Annotated in this window: 17 protein-coding genes and 1 pseudogene; 8 read left to right on the top strand and 10 right to left on the bottom strand. The window is 55.3% G+C overall.

Going from position 1 to position 16,509, the window contains the following annotated elements:
• Positions 1-663: 663 nt before the first annotated feature.
• The 5 genes and pseudogenes from ACT3RW_RS01910 to ACT3RW_RS01890 all read right to left on the bottom strand — a co-directional run bounded on the left by ACT3RW_RS01910 (position 664) and on the right by ACT3RW_RS01890 (position 6,070).
• The gene (locus ACT3RW_RS01910; protein WP_444612638.1) at positions 664-1,596 is read right to left on the bottom strand and encodes a hypothetical protein; all 933 of its coding nucleotides are present in this window, start codon (positions 1,594-1,596) and stop codon (positions 664-666) included.
• A 1,046-nt stretch (positions 1,597-2,642) separates the two neighbouring features.
• Entirely contained in the window at positions 2,643-3,011 is a 369-nt protein-coding gene (locus tag ACT3RW_RS01905; RefSeq protein ID WP_431491978.1) for a helix-turn-helix domain-containing protein, read from the bottom strand.
• Entirely contained in the window at positions 3,001-4,131 is a 1,131-nt protein-coding gene (locus ACT3RW_RS01900) for a tyrosine-type recombinase/integrase (protein WP_444612637.1), read from the bottom strand. Before ACT3RW_RS01900 ends, ACT3RW_RS01905 begins: the two co-directional genes overlap by 11 nt.
• A gap of 145 nt (positions 4,132-4,276) precedes the next feature.
• Positions 4,277-4,576 (bottom strand): annotated as a pseudogene (locus ACT3RW_RS01895) (Y-family DNA polymerase); the annotation flags it as partial.
• 393 nt (positions 4,577-4,969) lie between these two features.
• The gene (locus ACT3RW_RS01890; protein ID WP_444612636.1) at positions 4,970-6,070 is read right to left on the bottom strand and encodes an NAD(P)H-dependent flavin oxidoreductase; all 1,101 of its coding nucleotides are present in this window, start codon (positions 6,068-6,070) and stop codon (positions 4,970-4,972) included.
• Between the two features lie 465 nt (positions 6,071-6,535).
• Here ACT3RW_RS01890 and ACT3RW_RS01885 point away from each other — a divergent pair, with 465 nt between their 5' ends.
• The 7 genes from ACT3RW_RS01885 (at position 6,536) to ACT3RW_RS01855 (ending at position 10,803) form a co-directional block, all read left to right on the top strand.
• Positions 6,536-7,753: a YbfB/YjiJ family MFS transporter gene (locus ACT3RW_RS01885; RefSeq protein ID WP_444612635.1), complete on the top strand. Its 1,218-nt coding sequence runs from the start codon at positions 6,536-6,538 to the stop codon at positions 7,751-7,753.
• Positions 7,754-7,812: 59 nt separating this feature from the next.
• Positions 7,813-8,244, top strand: a complete 432-nt coding sequence (locus ACT3RW_RS01880; protein WP_131090502.1) for a tautomerase family protein — start codon at positions 7,813-7,815, stop codon at positions 8,242-8,244.
• Complete coding sequence (locus ACT3RW_RS01875) at positions 8,241-8,651, top strand: alcohol dehydrogenase catalytic domain-containing protein (protein WP_444612634.1); 411 nt, start codon at positions 8,241-8,243, stop codon at positions 8,649-8,651. The genes ACT3RW_RS01880 and ACT3RW_RS01875 overlap by 4 nt, the downstream gene beginning before the upstream one ends.
• Positions 8,652-8,746: 95 nt before the next feature.
• Positions 8,747-9,232, top strand: a complete 486-nt coding sequence (locus tag ACT3RW_RS01870) for a hypothetical protein (RefSeq protein WP_444612633.1) — start codon at positions 8,747-8,749, stop codon at positions 9,230-9,232.
• A gap of 31 nt (positions 9,233-9,263) precedes the next feature.
• A complete protein-coding gene (locus ACT3RW_RS01865; RefSeq protein ID WP_444612632.1) occupies positions 9,264-9,827 on the top strand; it encodes a pyridoxine/pyridoxamine 5'-phosphate oxidase in 564 nt (187 codons plus the stop codon).
• A 124-nt stretch (positions 9,828-9,951) separates the two neighbouring features.
• Complete coding sequence (locus tag ACT3RW_RS01860) at positions 9,952-10,467, top strand: LysR family transcriptional regulator (RefSeq protein WP_444614599.1); 516 nt, start codon at positions 9,952-9,954, stop codon at positions 10,465-10,467.
• Between the two features lie 111 nt (positions 10,468-10,578).
• Positions 10,579-10,803 carry a hypothetical protein gene (locus ACT3RW_RS01855; protein ID WP_444612631.1) on the top strand — a complete coding sequence of 75 codons (225 nt, stop codon included), beginning with the start codon at positions 10,579-10,581 and terminating at the stop codon, positions 10,801-10,803.
• Between the two features lie 255 nt (positions 10,804-11,058).
• Here ACT3RW_RS01855 and ACT3RW_RS01850 read toward each other — a convergent pair whose 3' ends face one another.
• From ACT3RW_RS01850 to ACT3RW_RS01835, 4 genes are all read right to left on the bottom strand, one after another.
• Positions 11,059-11,475 carry a LexA family protein gene (locus ACT3RW_RS01850; RefSeq protein ID WP_131090506.1) on the bottom strand — a complete coding sequence of 139 codons (417 nt, stop codon included), beginning with the start codon at positions 11,473-11,475 and terminating at the stop codon, positions 11,059-11,061.
• 77 nt (positions 11,476-11,552) lie between these two features.
• Positions 11,553-12,689, bottom strand: coding sequence for a glycosyltransferase 87 family protein (locus ACT3RW_RS01845; RefSeq protein WP_444612630.1), 1,137 nt, complete (start codon positions 12,687-12,689; stop codon positions 11,553-11,555).
• Between the two features lie 232 nt (positions 12,690-12,921).
• Positions 12,922-13,335: a hypothetical protein gene (locus ACT3RW_RS01840; protein ID WP_444612629.1), complete on the bottom strand. Its 414-nt coding sequence runs from the start codon at positions 13,333-13,335 to the stop codon at positions 12,922-12,924.
• Positions 13,336-13,393: 58 nt separating this feature from the next.
• A complete protein-coding gene (locus ACT3RW_RS01835; protein WP_444612628.1) occupies positions 13,394-14,152 on the bottom strand; it encodes a hypothetical protein in 759 nt (252 codons plus the stop codon).
• 91 nt (positions 14,153-14,243) lie between these two features.
• On the opposite strand from ACT3RW_RS01835, the gene ACT3RW_RS01830 reads away from it, so the two are divergent.
• Entirely contained in the window at positions 14,244-15,098 is an 855-nt protein-coding gene (locus ACT3RW_RS01830) for an NAD-dependent epimerase/dehydratase family protein (protein ID WP_444612627.1), read from the top strand.
• 106 nt (positions 15,099-15,204) lie between these two features.
• On the opposite strand, the gene ACT3RW_RS01825 is transcribed toward ACT3RW_RS01830, so the two are convergent.
• Positions 15,205-16,482, bottom strand: coding sequence for an NAD(P)/FAD-dependent oxidoreductase (locus ACT3RW_RS01825; protein WP_444612626.1), 1,278 nt, complete (start codon positions 16,480-16,482; stop codon positions 15,205-15,207).
• Positions 16,483-16,509: the final 27 nt, after the last annotated feature.

Below are 16,509 nucleotides of genomic sequence, written 5' to 3'. Positions count from 1 at the left end.
GGTCAGTCACGACGGTTCCTAGCATGACGTTTTAGCCAGTCAAGGACATAACGAGTGCTGTCTTGCCTGCGTTGTCTCTCCTTTGAGCTTTATTCGCTTATGAGGACAAACTTAGGCTCTCATTAATGAGATGCGGGCTGCAATCATACTTTCGTAGGAGGGTGCTGATGAACTGACCAGAAAAGCTAACAACGATTGACCATTAGTTGGGAGCTGTGAAATAAGTGCACTGGGAACGGTGAAGTTCGAGGGATCAACATGACGAAGTCCCTGTGATGATGATCATAGGGGCTTCATAATCTCAAAAAGTTTTGCTCGTGAAGAGCGTGCCACTACGTTCAATGTCAAGCGTTTTTCAGTTCTGGGATGTCGTAGAGTGCCCGTGTTGCGGATCATCGCAAACTACACGGCCGGCCGTCGGTGAGCCAATATTCAGGAGGCTGCTTATTACTTTAAAGCTGGCATACGCAGTCAGTACGATTGCTAGGCATCCAACTTTTCCATGCTTTTGATTTCTCACCGGAGTGCACTGTTCTTCATTCCCGGTCGTTGGTTATATTCACGATGAAGCGTTAATGCTCGTTCATATCCCTTCGTCGCGTAAAGATTGCTGAGTTCAGTTTTTCGCGGAGTTCTATAATGGCTGATCCCTAACAGAGCTTCTCAGTGCGGTGATTCCTCTGATGACGCTCGTAATGCGGGGTACGTACCCCAACCATTACCGGAAAGTTTCCACCACGCTACCGCGGATTCAATACTGATACCGATCATTTCAGACAGCACTTGTGGTGGTAGCTGGGCGGATAGGTCCATCACTGCAGTGGTCCTAACGCTCAGGGATTTAAAACCGATCCTGAGTAACCGACGCCCCAACGCTCCGCTACTGATGTGATGCCCTGGATTCCGGCCAGGAAACACCCACCCCGTTGGAGACCTGTCGTTCAATGTGTCCAAATGCTCTATCAGAATATCCGGTAGTGGATCAGGCAAAATGATCGGCTGAGCCGACAAATATAACTTCGTGCATTGTTCCTCGACCATGAAATGCTGGCGTTGAAGCAACGAAACCTTACGAAGACTGCACCCGTAAAAAGCAACCAGCAAACCCGCGAGCCGATCTGCAGTGCTGATCGTGAGATTGGTGAGGAGCTGACGAGTAATCGAGAGCCGATGTTCATCGTCGTAGTGTTCAGCGCTGAGAACATGTCGCCGTACTGATGCTTGCAGCGTGGTGAGCTTTTGCGTGCGGGCCCACGACAGTAAAGCAACGAGCGCATCATGCTCACTCACCGGGCAGCTGCTGAGGAACGCGTCAATATTCCGTTGCGGATACGTGGACGGGTTATGGTTCTGTTCTCGAATTCGGGCGAGGAACTGGTGAGCGAAATGAAGATACCTGCGCACACGATGATACGCCCCCGAGGTAGCTTGCGACGCATGGGCAGAGCGTAGCGGGGCGATATTCCATCGGCAATATCGTTTCAGCAACAGCTGATCCTCGACAGGCTTCACTGTCGTAATCCACCGGTTCCACCAGTACTCGAAGGTTTCTCCATCCACATTGACGTTGTCTAGGATTCCAGCACCGTTCAGCAAGTGGAGGATGAATACGCCTTCCTGAGAGGAGTGGGCTCGCGCGAGAATACTTTGAGAGTCTAAAGGGATTTCGTTGCAGATTAGTTGCTTCAGAAGCGTTGCCCCGTGGGACTTTCGCGTCCATGATTCGAAGGAGTTCGCTCCTGAATAATGTTTTAGTAAGTATCGATATAGTGGCAGCCATTGTTCAGGGATGTTCGTGTGGCCTGGTTCTGTGAACATGTCTTGGATGACCGGTGCGATACGGCATCGATCGCACAAATGTCTTTCGCGAGAATACTGGTCTGACCCACAGCCGGGGCAAGCGTACCGGGCTGCTTTCCCAGCGCAGGCAGCACAGACCAGTTGAGTGTCTTGTTTGTAGTTCAGCAGTCGACGTTGCTGACACTGCGGACAAGTGCTGGGACGTCGCATGCCCAAATAGCACCGAGTGCACACCGGTTGCTCTTCGATGCGCAGCGAGATCCTCCCCATTTGAGCGCACAAAGAACAAACTTGTTGTGGTGATCGGTAACATCTGGTGCAGATCGGTTCGGGGTTTCGGGCTACCAAAGGTCCAAGCTGCTCGCAGTAGGAACATTGCTCGAAAGATCGAGGATCTTTGCGCCAGCAAGGACGGCAGAACGATTTCCCATCCACTGAATGATAGATCGCTCGGTCCTGTTGGCAGCTCGCGCAGGGTTTCTGCCGATATTTCTTCAGGCAGCTCGCGCAGTATCTTCCGCCATCAGGTGCTTTATTCACCATGATCAGTTCACGTTGGCAACCGGCACAGGCTGGGAGGACAACCCATTGAATCCCGGATTTTTTCAGTGCGTGGCACAGCTTCTGCAGCGGCACTGTCATATTTGGTTCTTGACCTGTGAGTAGTCCTGGATGTTTGCTTAGCGCCAGTTCAATATTGCGCAATACCGGGGCACGGTCAGAGACCGACAGTAGTAGCGTTTCGCATTGGTTCTTGTTCAGTTCAGGAACGATATCGCACAGTTGCCTCGCCGTCGCAGTAAGCTGCTGCCTCAAAGGATGAGTTCTCCCTGCTTGACTCATCAATTTGGCCTTTGCTGGGTTTGTGACCCATTGGAGGATCCTGGTCTGCGGATCACTGCTCTTAACGGTCGCAAATCGCCGATCGGTGCTTTTGTCGGCTCAGAAGCATTGACGGTTTTTCGTGCAGTCGCTTCTTTCTCGTTAATGACGATCAGATCGTTCAGATCGCAATTCAGCCCGTGGCAGAGCGCTGCTAAAACATCCAGACGCACACGCTGCGGTTCACCGGTGACGAGACGATAAATTTGTTCACGGGATAATTCAATGTCATGTTCAGCCAGCAAGGGGATGAGTTTCGTCGTCTGATAGATTCCCCGAGAAGCCATCACCGCGCGCAAATTCCACGTCGTCTCTAGTTTAATGCTCATGTTTTGATACTTCTCCTAACAATTTCTGCACTGCAGTATTCAAGATGCGGTTCTTATAATCAGAACTCACGGAAGTATAGATTGCGGTAGACGACGCATGAAGATGCCCGGCTTGTTCCTGAACAAATCGTTCCGCGTAGCCGAACTCAATCAGATGTGTGACATAAGAATGCCTTAAGCTATGCAACGTCAGAGCTTGCGGCAGTCCTGCTTCGGCACGGATTTCCGCGAATCTGCGATCGAGGTATCCTGCCGAAAGGCGTGTCTGGCGTTCAGTAACCCACACTGCGTCCAAGTCATGGGTTCCGAAGCGGGGCCGGCCTTGTTCCACCCATTGCTTCATTCCCTCGATCCACCATCGAAATTCCGGTATCAGCAAGACCGTGCGACGCCGCGGTGCACTTCCTGCAGCACTCTTCGCGAACCTGATATGCACCGCCCCGTAATTACCGAATTGAGGTACGGCTGGATTGTGATGCATATCAGTCAGATCGAGCATTACCGCTTCGGTGCGGCGTAGTCCGAACGCATAGATCGTTTTCACTAATTGCGCATCGCGTAAAGCTCCCAACGCACCCTTCTTACCGGCCTTGACTAATGCTTCGACTTTCGCATCAGCAGTATCGAAGAAGGTTTGCAACTCATCATAGGAGAAGGGCCGGCGAGCTGGATCCGCTTCGTAGTCTAGCCGGTGCACGATCGTGTTCCACGGTAAGCAAATTTGCGAAGGAACCTGTCCAAAGAGCTCCTGACAGGTTTCGGCCCAGTCGTAATGAGCGTTGGTGATGTAATCGCAGAAAACCCGCAACGTGCCATGCTGATTTCTCAACGTCGCCAAAGTGAGCTTATGTGAACTAGCATCATTGCTGAATTGCTCAACATCTCCAACTCGCCACTGCCATGGATAAGCCTGCGTAAAGTCACGGAACCGGCGAATGATGGCCAATCGCGCCATCACAGTTGAATCTTTCAGTCCACGGCTGCGCTGCTGATCAGCCCATCCAGAAAGCATCGCTGTAAACACTGTTTCTTCAGGATGCAGCGTCGTTACTTGATCCGAGGAACGTAGGACTCTTAACGCTGCGATCCGGTCACCATTTTGATGCATACTATGCAACATTAGTATGTTTTTTGACTGATTTGAAGAGCGGATTATTTCTTGGGCGGCTGACTTGGCATGAAACCAGCAAGCTAAACTCGAATCAGGGCCAATAGTGCACCTTATTTAGCATCGCGAGATGCATTCAACGCAACTCACGATCGTTCATCACGCGAGCGGACATGTCGCCATAGAGTTCGTAGTTGCTGGAGCGCACGGCTAGGTTATGGCTCTCCATCAAACGCTGAATCTTGAAGAATGGTTCTCCGGTAGCAATTCCCAGATCTCTGGCTTCTTGGGAACGGGCAACTACGCAGCCGTCGTTATTAGAGAGGATGACCACGGGACGATTGCGCAATGAATAGTCAAAGGCGCGTTCGCAAGAGACATAAAAATTATTAACGTCCACGAGAGACACATGGTCAGTGTGTTGGTAAACGTTGTTATCGCTTCCGTTGAAGTTCATCTGATCCCATCTCAGCGTTGATCATTCAATAACGCGCTTAATGTCAGAACAAAACTTTCGAAAAATAATCTGCCATACTCAAATCATAGAACATTTGTTCCATTACATGCTAGCTACAAGCTAACGATTCGACACCTACAGCGAGCTGATTGAGGCCCACACCAGCACAGATCTCGATGAGCCTTCACCGGGCACTATTTTTTCGGTCCAGATCCTTTGTATGCCTACCTAGTGGATCCTGCGACTGAACCACCGCTGCGTTCAGATTCCATCGCAGCACGAAGGTTCGCTTGCCCGCCATTGGGCGTCGCAACTAGGATTATTGGATCCGACTGGGGGTGCATGAAGCGGATCTTGACCACCGGTTCCAGCCGCCGGGCGGCTTAGCCCGAGTCAGCGCACTGCTGCGAGCCGACGCATGATTACTACTGTCGGCTCTTCGGTGGCGTCGCGATAGCCTGTGCCGGCCCAGATATTGATGTTTTCCGAATCATTAGCGGCCGCTGCCGCTTTACGGATAGGACTGGTCAGATGGTGAATGGCTGGGTAGCCACTGGGTGCAGCACCATGGAACTGGTCCACGAAATCATTACGCAAAGCCCTCGCCGGACGGCCCGAGAAGGCTGTAGTCAAAACCGTCTCAGTGCGACGAGGATCCGCCAGCGCCGCCTTATAAGGTTTTGAGGCTCCGCTCTCATCGCTACGCAGTAGCACGCTTCCAAGAACAGCGGCTTCTGCTCCGTGCGCGAGCGCCTCGCGCACTGCGTTGGGCGTTGAGATTCCGCCTGCTGCCCACATAGGAAGTGTGGTCCGGGAACGGACGCGGTCAAGCAACTGCGCCAATGGTATCTGCTCGATAGGCGTGCCCGGCGTTAAGGTTCCTGAGTGACCGCCCGCTTTGTACGACTGAACTACTAACCCGTCGACACCTAGGTCTGCGGCCTGCTGTGCTTCGTCCGGCTTGGTGACAGTCTGAAATACCAATGATCCGGCTTTCTGTAGCCGGCGAACAGCCTCGGCAGGGGGAAGCCCAAAGGTAAAGCTGACCACTGGCACGGGATCACTGACCAGCATGTCCACTTTTTCCGCCCACTCATCGTCGTCCTCTAGGGCTTCGACCTCGTTCAGGGACAGGTCGTAGGTTGCTGCTAGCTCACGCAGGGTCTCGGTGTATTCAACAAAGGCATCTTTGTCGATTGGCACCGGGTTCGGTGCGAAGAGATTTGCGCCGAAAAGGTTGACTCCGAAGGTGGAAATTCCAGTACGTACCTCGGTGATCTGTTCAGCGAGCAGTTTGGGCGATTTATATCCACCAGCCAGCATGCCCAATCCTCCCGCTTCGGCGGCGGACAAGACAAGAGCAGGGGTGCTCGGACCGCCTGCCATAGGTGCAGAAACCAGCGGTATGGTTGCCCCGAGCTTGGCCAGGAGGCCCGAGGCTGCCAGCGGACTAGTGTCGTTTGAATACTCAGTCGATGCACTGCGGTCAGTCATGTGAGCCTCACCCTTTGTCTTTGCTGATCTTCGCGGAAGAATTCCGGGAGGACGGTTGCGCTAGCTCAGGCGCTTGAAGCGCACCCTACCTAGTAATTACTTCCATAGTAGGCACAGCCTAAGGCGCTAAAAAATGCCGTCTAGTCATCAACCATGCATGGCGCGCATAGCCGATCATGTCTACGGCAAAGATTGAACGAACAGCGGCAACAAGCCCATGTTCTGCCACTATAGTTCCACCGTCGTAGCTGGCTCCACATGGACAATGTCACCAAGATTCAGGGCTGGGAGTGCCACGGAGGCGCTCACCAAACTCTATCTGCAGGAATCAGTACGTACATCCATGCTTCTGATGCATAGATCATGCGTAAATGCCAATTTTCGTAAGCCCGATCCGAGAGTAGCCTCGAAAGCAGATGAGACAGAACGTGGTGTCCTATCGAAAGTGATCGGAGATCGGCGTCATTGAAGGCGAAAGTAGTAAGTTCCGGATGGGTCATCGCGCTGCGGGCCGGGGCCACGTTGGCGGCAGCCGTCGGGGTTGGTCGTTTTGTATTCACCCCGATTCTTCCTCTGATGCAAGAGCGAGCTGGCGTCACCGCCGAGCTGGGAGCGGCTCTAGCCACAAGCAATTACCTGGGCTACATGATCGGCGCCATAGTCATGATGGCAGTTCCACGGTGGGCGCGTTCTGCACTCGCCCTGCGTATTAGTATTTGCGTACTCGTACTCTCTCTGATGGCGATGCCCGCCACCGAACTTCCCGAGGCTTGGATCGCGCTTCGCGGTCTTGCCGGACTAGCCAGCGCGATCATGTTTGTCGTCGCGGCAAGCGTCATTGTCCACACCATTCCAAAACAATCCCACCACCTGGTTGGCTGGTCTTACGGCGGAGTCGGAGCTGGAATCGCGATCTCAGGTGCGGTAGTACTTATGATCGCTCAGTTCGGAGATTGGCGTGAGGCCTGGTTTGCTTCTGGGGTGCTTACGGCAATACTTGGTGCCTTCGCATGGCAACTGGTACAGGCCGAGCAGTCAGAACACACCTCGCCTGCACATACGGAGCCGATTCATCGCCCCCACCGCTGGTTTGTCCCGCTCGTGGCGGCATACTTCCTCGAAGGTGTCGGATACATCATCGCGGGCACATTCCTGGTCGCTGCAATAGCGTCCTCTGCCTCGGGCGGACTGGGGAAGCTCAGCTGGATTGTGGTCGGTTTGGCAGCTATCCCGTCCTGTCTTGGCTGGGCCTGGCTGAGCAGGAAGTTGGCCCACCCTACTTTGCTGACCATCGCGCTATTGCTGCAAGCGGCGGGAATCGGATTAGCTGCCCTCGACCTTGGCATGGCAGGAGCGGTAATCGCAGCGGTACTCTTTGGCGGGACATTCATGGGCATTACCACCCTCGCCCTTGATGCGGGAGCACACCTGCAAGTCCCCACAGCGGTCGCAATCCTCAGCTTGGTATATGCAGTAGGACAAACTGCCGGCCCTATCCTTGTTGCCCCGTTGTTATCAGACGGATTCCATGGTCCGCTGCTCATAGCTGCCGTAATCGTCGCGCTAGCTGCGGTGTCTACGGCGCTGATTCGGATTCGATTCCCGGCCGTCCACCGGCCTGCCAGCGAATCCACATTCGAACCGGTGACCGCCGAGACTGTCGGCGCAGGCGTGAACCGCTGAATGGACCACGCACGTAAAGCTTTGCCCATTACAACCGTTTTTATGAAAGGAACAAGATCATGCCACTGATCACCATCGATGTCATTCGAGGTCACGACGAGGATTACCTGGTCCGTCTTCTTGATGCGATCCACGACGCCGTCGTCGAAGCGTTCGATGTCCCATTCACCGATCGGTACCAAATCCTGCACCAGCATGAACCGTTCGAACTTCGTGCCTTAGATACAGGTCTGGGGTACACCCGTACGCAGAACTTGACCATCATAAAGGTCACTAGCAAGCCCCGACCGACCGAGGCGAAACAGCGTCTCTACGAGAAAATCACCACATACCTCGGTGACCGGTTGGAGATTTCAGGCGAAGACGTCATCGTGAGTATCACGGAGAACACCTCCGCGGACTGGTCATTTGGCCAAGGACGCGCGCAGTTCCTGACCGGCGAACTTCCTGACGACACCCAAAATGCACAGGACAAGGTGGCAGAAAAATGAGTACTTTTCCCGCTTGGATCGCCCGCAAGGACGAAGATAACCGCATCCGCACCACCCTTGAGCAAGCCGAGACTAGCTTCCTAGACGACCTCGACGTAACCGTGCAGGTTCACTACTCCAGCATTAACTACAAAGATGCTCTGGCACTGCACGGCAAGCCCGGTGTCATCCGACGCACTCCGCTCATCGTCGGCATCGACCTGGCCGGAGAAGTTATCGCCTCGCGGGATCAGAGATGGCACCCGGGCGATCTGGTCACGCTCGACGGCGCGGGCCTAGGCGAAGAGCTCCACGGCGGGCTGGCCGGTCTTGCACGTGTTGGCGGCGATGATCTGGTTGTCATCCCTGATGCCTTCACCCCGCCCAGAGCGCCGCAATCAGCACCGCAGGATTCACTGCGGCACTGAGCATTCTTGCGCTCGAGCGTCAGGGAGTAAACCCCAATGACTGCCCTGTCCTGGTCACCGGCGCTGGCGGCGGAGTCGGAACGGTCGCCATCGCGATGCTCGCACAAGCTGGCTACGAAGTCATCGCGGCAACAGGCCGCCCCGACGCGCTATGCGAGCGACTGACCGAGCTCGGTGCAACGTCGATCATCAACCGTGGTGAGCTGAACACCGACCGCCCACTGGCCCGGCAGCAGTGGGCTGGAGTCGCCGACAGCGTAGGGGGTCCTACCCTTGCAGGGGCGCTGGCCGGACTGCACAACAACGGCGCCGCGGCTGCCTGCGGACTAGCTTGTGGCAGCGATCTGCCAACCACCGTGCTGCCATTTATCCTCCGTGGCGTCAATCTACTGGGCGTGGACTCGGTCCGCACGAAGCCAGGGCTGCGCCGCGACGCTTGGGAACGCCTTGCCCGCGACCTCAACCCGGAGCATCTAGATTCCGTCACACGCACCGTCCTGCTCAAAGACGCCGCAGATGCAGCAAAGGACCTGCTCGACGGGCATGGGACAGGACGCACCGTCGTCCAAATCTCCGAATAACCACGCAGAACCAAGAGCTAAGGAAGAGAGAATGACCGAGCTACGTGAACGGCTAGCAAAGCTGCCATCGTTCCCCAAGGAACTATCGACCCTGGATAGCGAGACTGTCCCCGAGAATCCGAACTCTTTGTTTGAATCATGGCTGAACAGCGCCATCGAAGCAGGGAATCGGCAACCGCACGCGATGACGTTTGTTACCAATCGTGCAGACGGAACTCCCGTGGGGCGCACCCTGATCATCAAGGACTTTGACGAGAACGGCTACCAGTTCTCCACCCACCGCAGCTCCCGAAAGGGCCAAGAGCTCCAAGAGAACCCTCGCGCATCGTTGGTATTTTTCTGGCGCGAGTCCGGACGTCAAGTACGCGTCACCGGTACCGCGTCAGCGCTCAGTGACGAAGCTTCGCAACTGGACTGGAGCGGACGCCCCAGCTACGACGGCCAACCGAATCCCGACTGGCAGCTCTACACACTCGTGCCCGACGAGTTCGAGTTCATGCAAGCAAGGGAAGATCGCAACCACACTCGCGTGGAATATAACCGCGATAACGTCGGGCAATGGGCTCACCACCTGGTGACAACTCCCGCGGGCTAAAGGCCAGCAACTGACCGATTTCTCATAGCAGCCATTGTCGTTGCCGCCCCTCAAATAAGGGCGGCAACGACAATTGGTTTAAATGGACAGCTAACAGATCGGCAAGGGTCTATGCTTGGGAAGCATGGATGTGGAAGTACGGCACTTAAGGGCCTTCGTCGCTGTAGCCGAAGAAGAATCCTTTACTCATGCGGCCTTGAGACAGCGGATCACTCAACCGGCCCTGTCAAGAACAGTGCAGCAACTCGAATCCGCTCTCAAGGTCCAGCTGATCCGGCGGACCTCAAAGCGCTTCGAGCTTACCGCAGCGGGAGCCTTATTCCTGGATCATGCCAGGACTACGCTGGCCAACCTTGATCGAGCAATTGCCGTGGCCCGAGGAAACACTACAATCACTCTAGGTTTCAGTTGGCTCCTGCCCACCCCATGGGCGCAGGATATGGCACGACATTTACAAGATACCGCCGGCATCGAAGTGACCTTTACCCGAGTAGATGCCACGGCTCAACCCCTGGCCCGTGGAGATGTAGACGCGGTCGTCTTACGCTCACCGGTATCCCCAGCGCTGCTCGACAGCCCCCGAACAATCAAGCTCTTTGAAGAACCACGCGTACTCGCGTGCTCGAATCGATCCCCCTAGGCTTCCGGAGCGCCAATCCGATGGGAAGACGTACCCCAACGCCCCTTGGTCATCAACACGGTTAACGGGTCAACCACAACGGATCTCTGGCCGAATCTCACTCCGGAGATTGTGGAGACACGCAGTTACGATGAATGGATCGAAACTGTCGCCGCCGATCGCGGAGTTGGAATCATCCCGGACATCGCTCGCACCAGGGGCATACACCCTGGCGTTGAATTTGTGCCCTTGATCGGAGCGCCACCAGTCACCGTTTGGCTCAGTGTCGCGGACCAGGTACCCGCACATCGAGCGCGATCGATCCTCGACGCTTCACGTCTGGCCCTGAATGCGTAGACCGAAGGTCGGATTGTGAATTCGTTGCGCATTTGTCCTGCGACTCACGATGCGCGGTAACGGGTGTCAGCCAGACATTTCTCGTCCTGCTTCATGGCCAAGTTCTTAGAGGTTGTTCCGGGGTATGCCCGCTAGGCATCGGCCAGGGTTTTAGCGTCGGAGCAAAGAACGAGCTTACGTCAACGTGGGGCAGCACTGTTGTTGCGGATCCGAAGGATCAGCGATTGTATGAGTCATCCGTTTAGGGATTATCGGTTACCTGACATGATGCAGGCACCTAGTAATCACGCCAAAAACGCCTACTTCATCGCCCTCGGTTAGTAAGACCGGCAAGGGGGATTCGTCGCTGAGCAAGCCAACCTTGGCTCCATCAATGTGCCAGCGTCGCACCAACATCTGACCATTAAGATTCACAATCACCACTGAGCCGTGACGGACCGATAGTGAGCGATCAACAATCACTTCATCACCGTCATAGATGCCCGCCGAACGCATCGCATGTCCGCTGACGCGCATGATGAAGGTGGAGACACGATCCCGTACCAGCAGACGGTTTAGATCCAGTCCACCGTCAAAGTAGTCGCGCGCTGGTGAAGGAAAACCCATCGCCGAAACAGCTTGTACCGGACCGTGACTAGCTCCGGGTGGCAACAATTCATTGTCTTCAGCCACCGCCACCACCTCCTACTGCAAACTAGTACAAATATTCGAATACTAGAATTGTACAGTGCGGCGCGGAGTGCTTCATGCTAGTTGGTTTCTGCTATTTCCTGAGGCTTCGCTACTAGGGCAGTAACGAGGCAAATGAGCATGCCTACAACGGGGACCGCAGGCCAGATATACCACCACGATGCCAATTCATGATCCGGATGGATGCCAAAGAGGCGGATGGCCCACTTTGCTGACAGCATCAGTTCCACGCTAAAGAACACAACCACCAGCAACATGATCCGTCGAGGCCAAGCCTTCAGCCGCATGGCCACCACAACCCAGGCGTAGGCCATGACTGGTCCCCACACCCAGTGGTGTGACCAACTCACCGGAGATACCAGCAAGGGGCAGGTCGCCGCTACGCCCAGAAGCACCACCGGCTCAACCTTGTCGTGAAGCCGGTAAAGAAGAGCGATGAATGCCAGGCCCACGGCGAGCGCTAGGACAAACCAGATCAGCGAACCCGCGCCCAAGCGAGTCAGTAATCCTTGAAGCGAAATGTTGTCGATATAGCCAACGTCTCCGACGCGCGAAGGATCACGCACGACGTCGAACCAGTAGTCTAGGGTGTTGCGCCACTGGAAGATCAGCCCGACCAACTGAGTGCCCAAGAAGACTAAGGTTCCGGTAATCACTGCACGCCATTTACGCATGGCCAACGGGAGAATCAGCAGGGCTATAGGTGTGAGCTTAATTCCGGCGCAAATGCCCACGGCAATAACAAACGGAGTCATTGACTTCGAATTAACTAGCGCCAGATAACAAGCGCCGAGGATCAGAATGTTGATCTGACCAAACCAAATGGTGTCCCTGAAGGGACCGGAGATCAGCATCAGGCTGGTCAAGGTCAGCGGCGTAACCCATCGCCCCAGCTGCGGCCAACGCCGCGCTATCCGCAGAGCCAGATCCTTGCCAACAAAGAAGGTCAAGACAATAGAAGCCACCATGGTCACTGCTACTGAAACCCAGTAGGGGAAGACGGCCATTGGCAGGAACATGATTGCCGCAAACGTTGGATAAGTGAAGGGCAATCCGGGCGCATTAATCGGACCGACAAATGGCCCATATAGATTCTGCGGTTCGCGCAGAAGAGTCAGCGCACCTTCGCGGTATACAGACAGATCCCAGCCAGTAGGTTCGATGGTGATCAACGTCCAGACCAGTAGCAAGACCATCACTATTTCTAGGATGGCCGTTGATCGCCTGACTGGTCTGATGATTGAGGAACGGATAAATCTTCACCCTAGCGTTGGTGGATCTGGCAATCCGGTTACCGAAGCACCAGAGAGCAGTAATAGAAATCTGTCGACACCATTTCGAATTTAAGGACAGAATGGCAATCGTCCTCGATGCCAGGCTGCGCCCATTCTACTTTTGCGCCTGCTATTAACCCTAGAGCAAAAACCGCTAGTTTAATTCCGCTGCCCGCGCGGCATTGTGCGTCGCAGTTTTTCGAGACAAAACTAGCGCCACAACCACGGACAGCGCGGTCCCTGCGCCGGTAAGAATGATGATCATTTGAGCAGAATTCATTATCAATCCCGGCGTTCCCAAGAGATATCCCAACGCCACCATGGCGTTAATGAGTATGCGCAATTGAGCCCACGCACTTCCGTGGCGTGCTTGCGGAACGTGCTCATAGATGGCGGTTCGCACCCCGGTATTGTGCAGGCCGTTGCCTAGTCCCCCGACAAGGAAAATAATCAGCAATGCCGTGGCATTTGGCCACAGCCCCTCCACAAGTATCGCTATACCTACAAGCGCTCCCCCGAGAAGTGTGGGTACTGATCCGCGCGAGTCGAACCACGAGTTGCCACCCATCAGTGACCCTCCCACCGCACCTAATGACCAAGCGCCCAGCAACAGTGCATAGCCCGTATCATCGGCGGTGATATCTCTCAGATAGAAAACTCCTGCTACGCCCTCGGCCGAGGTGAACAAAAACAATGGCCGCCACAGGTATCAACAGAATCCGCAACCAACGGTTCTGAAACAGAACCGGACTACTTGTAGTCCGCTTCAGCCGGTCTTGGTTTTCGGGCTGCGGTTCGCCCAGCGCAGTCTCACGTAGAGTCCAACGCATCAAGATAGCTGCGATGCTGAGCAATGCGAACCCAACGGCCCCGCACCAAAGAACCGTGCTGAAACCCGCATGCGCTGACAACCATGAAGCAACTGCCGGAGCGATGATTCCAGACAGGGACGTGGCGACCACAAGAAAGCTGCCAGCTCTGGACAAGCTAAAGCTGCCACGAATTCGCGGAACAATCTTGAAGATCACTGAACCATGAATCACCGCGCAAATACTGGCCACTGGCATGAGAGCCAAACAAAGAATCATGTTTTCTGCCTGCGCCAATACCGCGAAGATCAATACGTGGACGCAAAGGTTAAAAATCCACACGCGCCATAACGATGAACTATCCACCCATCGGCCCACTAAGCTCGCGACAAGCACCGGAGGTAACAGCCCACCTAAGAACAGTGCGGTCACTGCCCACGAACCCAGCTGGTCTGCGGCTTCAAGGGTCAAGGCAAAAACGGCCATGCCCTCACCCAAAAGTGAGAAGAAAGCGACAGCAACAAACAGCAGACAAAGCACCGACTGATTCATCAGTACAGTGACCTCCTCGTGCATGTTTAGCGCGGTCTCTATCACTGACGGAAACTTTCCGTCACGGTAATTGGTTCTATTCTAGAGAGAAGAGAAACAAGTCCGAGGGAGCATTGTGAAGGTATTACTGGTCAGCTGCGGCGACGTCGCCACCGAAGCAGGGTTACGCTTCCACGCCAAGGGACACCACGTCACAGGATGGCGCCGCAACAGTAACAAGCTTCCAGAAGAGTTCGCCGGAACGGATGTCGACTTACTCGATCCCAACCGTTGGCCAGTGGTAGATCCAGATACCGAGGTCGTAGTGCTCACCCCGGTTCCGGTAACCCGCGACGCACAAGGATATGAGCGCAGCTATTTGCAGGTGGCTCAAGAACTCAGCGCTCGGCTTCGTAGCCAGGCACCAAAGCTGCGCCGACTGATTTACATCTCCTCCACTGCCGTGATGGGCGGTGAAGATGGCCAGTGGGTTAACGAGCAGGCACCCGTAGTTGCCACCCGCGATACGGCAAAGGTCTTGGCCCGCACCGAGGCAGCGCTCACCGAGAGTGGACTGCCGGTGACAATCTTGCGCGCCTCGGGAATTTACGGCCCGGGACGTAACCGACTGATAGACCTGGTGACCTCGGGCAGCGCCCGAATCCCACACGGTTCACACTGGACCAACCGAATACACCGCGATGATCTAGCCGCCGCCATTGTCCATGTAGCCGGCTTAGATGATCAGGTAGCCGACCTGTACTTGGCCACGGACAACACTCCGGCCCAGCTGGCAGAGGTCTACGAATTCCTGGCCAGCGAACTAGGTCTAGAGCAGCCTGAACAAGAGGCCCCGTCGGCCGAACGACGCGCTGGCGACCGGCGCTTGGATAACAGCCGCCTGTTGGACAGCGGGTTGTCCCTTCAATTCCCTAGTTACGTCGAGGGCTACCGTCAGATGTTATCGGGCACTTCCACCCGGCATGCCTAGGCCCAGCGGTTCACTCGGCAATCTGATGAGCACCTTGCTTGATTGTGCGGAGTCCCTACAACCCTCCCACCTCCGTGAGAATCCGGCTGGTTCAAATTGCTCAGCTCTAGAACCCTTTACGCAGCGGATTGAAGTGACGTGCGATAGTGGGGACTTCTTGACCGGTGATTCGGGCAGCCAAGATTTTTCCCGTCAATGGACCAAGGGCTACGCCCCACATTCCATGGCCACCGCCGACAGAAATCCGCGGGGAACGGGTTTGGCCAACCAACGGCAACCCGTCAGCGGTGCATGGACGCCCACCAACCCACTCTTCCTTGCGGTTCTCCCAGTTGATCCCCTTGTACACCGGAGTAGCAGCGGCCACGATGGCTTCGATGCGCTTTGGCTCCAGTTTGTGGTTGACGTCCCGGAATTCCATGGTGCCTGCGATCCGGAAGCGATCCCCCAGTGGGGTGCAGGCTACGCGCTGAGTTGGGAAATAAATGGGGTGCGTCGGCATATATTCCGGCTCCACGGTGAACGAATAACCTCGTCCAGCCTGAACCACAACGTTGACGCCGAACTTTTGAGCCATGTCAGTCATCCACGCACCGGTAGCAAGAACTACGTGGTCCGCCGTGATGGCCCGGCCTTCTGAACCAATAACCGTCACCGAGTTCTTGTTGTCGCGAATATCGGTGACATTAAAGGCACCGATAATGTCACCACCGCGTGCAACCACAGACTCAGCGAGAGAAGCAATGAACTTTGGCGGGTTGATATAGCGCTGATTCTTGATTGCTACGCCGGCGGCGACGCGATCCGAAAGGGTCGGCTCAATGCCGCGCAGCTGATCCCCGCTGAGCAGCTCAAAGTCGACAGTGCCACCGGTTTTTTCGATCATCTCAAACTCGTGCAGCAGCGCGTTCCGGTCCTTGAGCGAAGTAAAACCAGTCAAGAACGGATCGGCCGCCTTGGAATGCTCCGCAACTCCTGGGCCAGCGGCCGTGTGCTGAGAGATTTCGTCAAAGGCATCAAGTCCGGTGACTCCGATTTCCGAGAAGACCCGCATGGCATCTTCCCATCGCTTGGGCATTGAGTGCCAGGCGAAGCCGATCAAGAAGCGCAGTAGTTTGGCATCAGCGCTCAGCGGGATATAAAGCGGAGACGTTGGATCCAGCATCATCTTCAGTCCATTGGAGAAGATTGATGGCTCTGCGATGGGCAGAGTGAGAGCTGGGGTCAACCAACCAGCGTTACCCCACGAGGAGCCCGAGGCAACCCCACCACGATCTACTACCGTGACCTTGACGCCAGCTTCTTGGAGATACCAAGCAGTCGACAATCCGATAAATCCGGCACCGACAACGACTACATGATCTGGCGCAGTCATCCCAGCCATGATCCACTCTCCTAGTAACTCGTTTGC

The sequence above is a fragment of the Glutamicibacter sp. AOP5-A2-18 genome (assembly GCF_052446055.1).
Lineage (GTDB): Bacteria > Actinomycetota > Actinomycetes > Actinomycetales > Micrococcaceae > Glutamicibacter.
The sequence above is the reverse complement of the archived record's forward strand: the minus strand, read 5'-3'. Positions and strand labels throughout refer to the sequence as shown.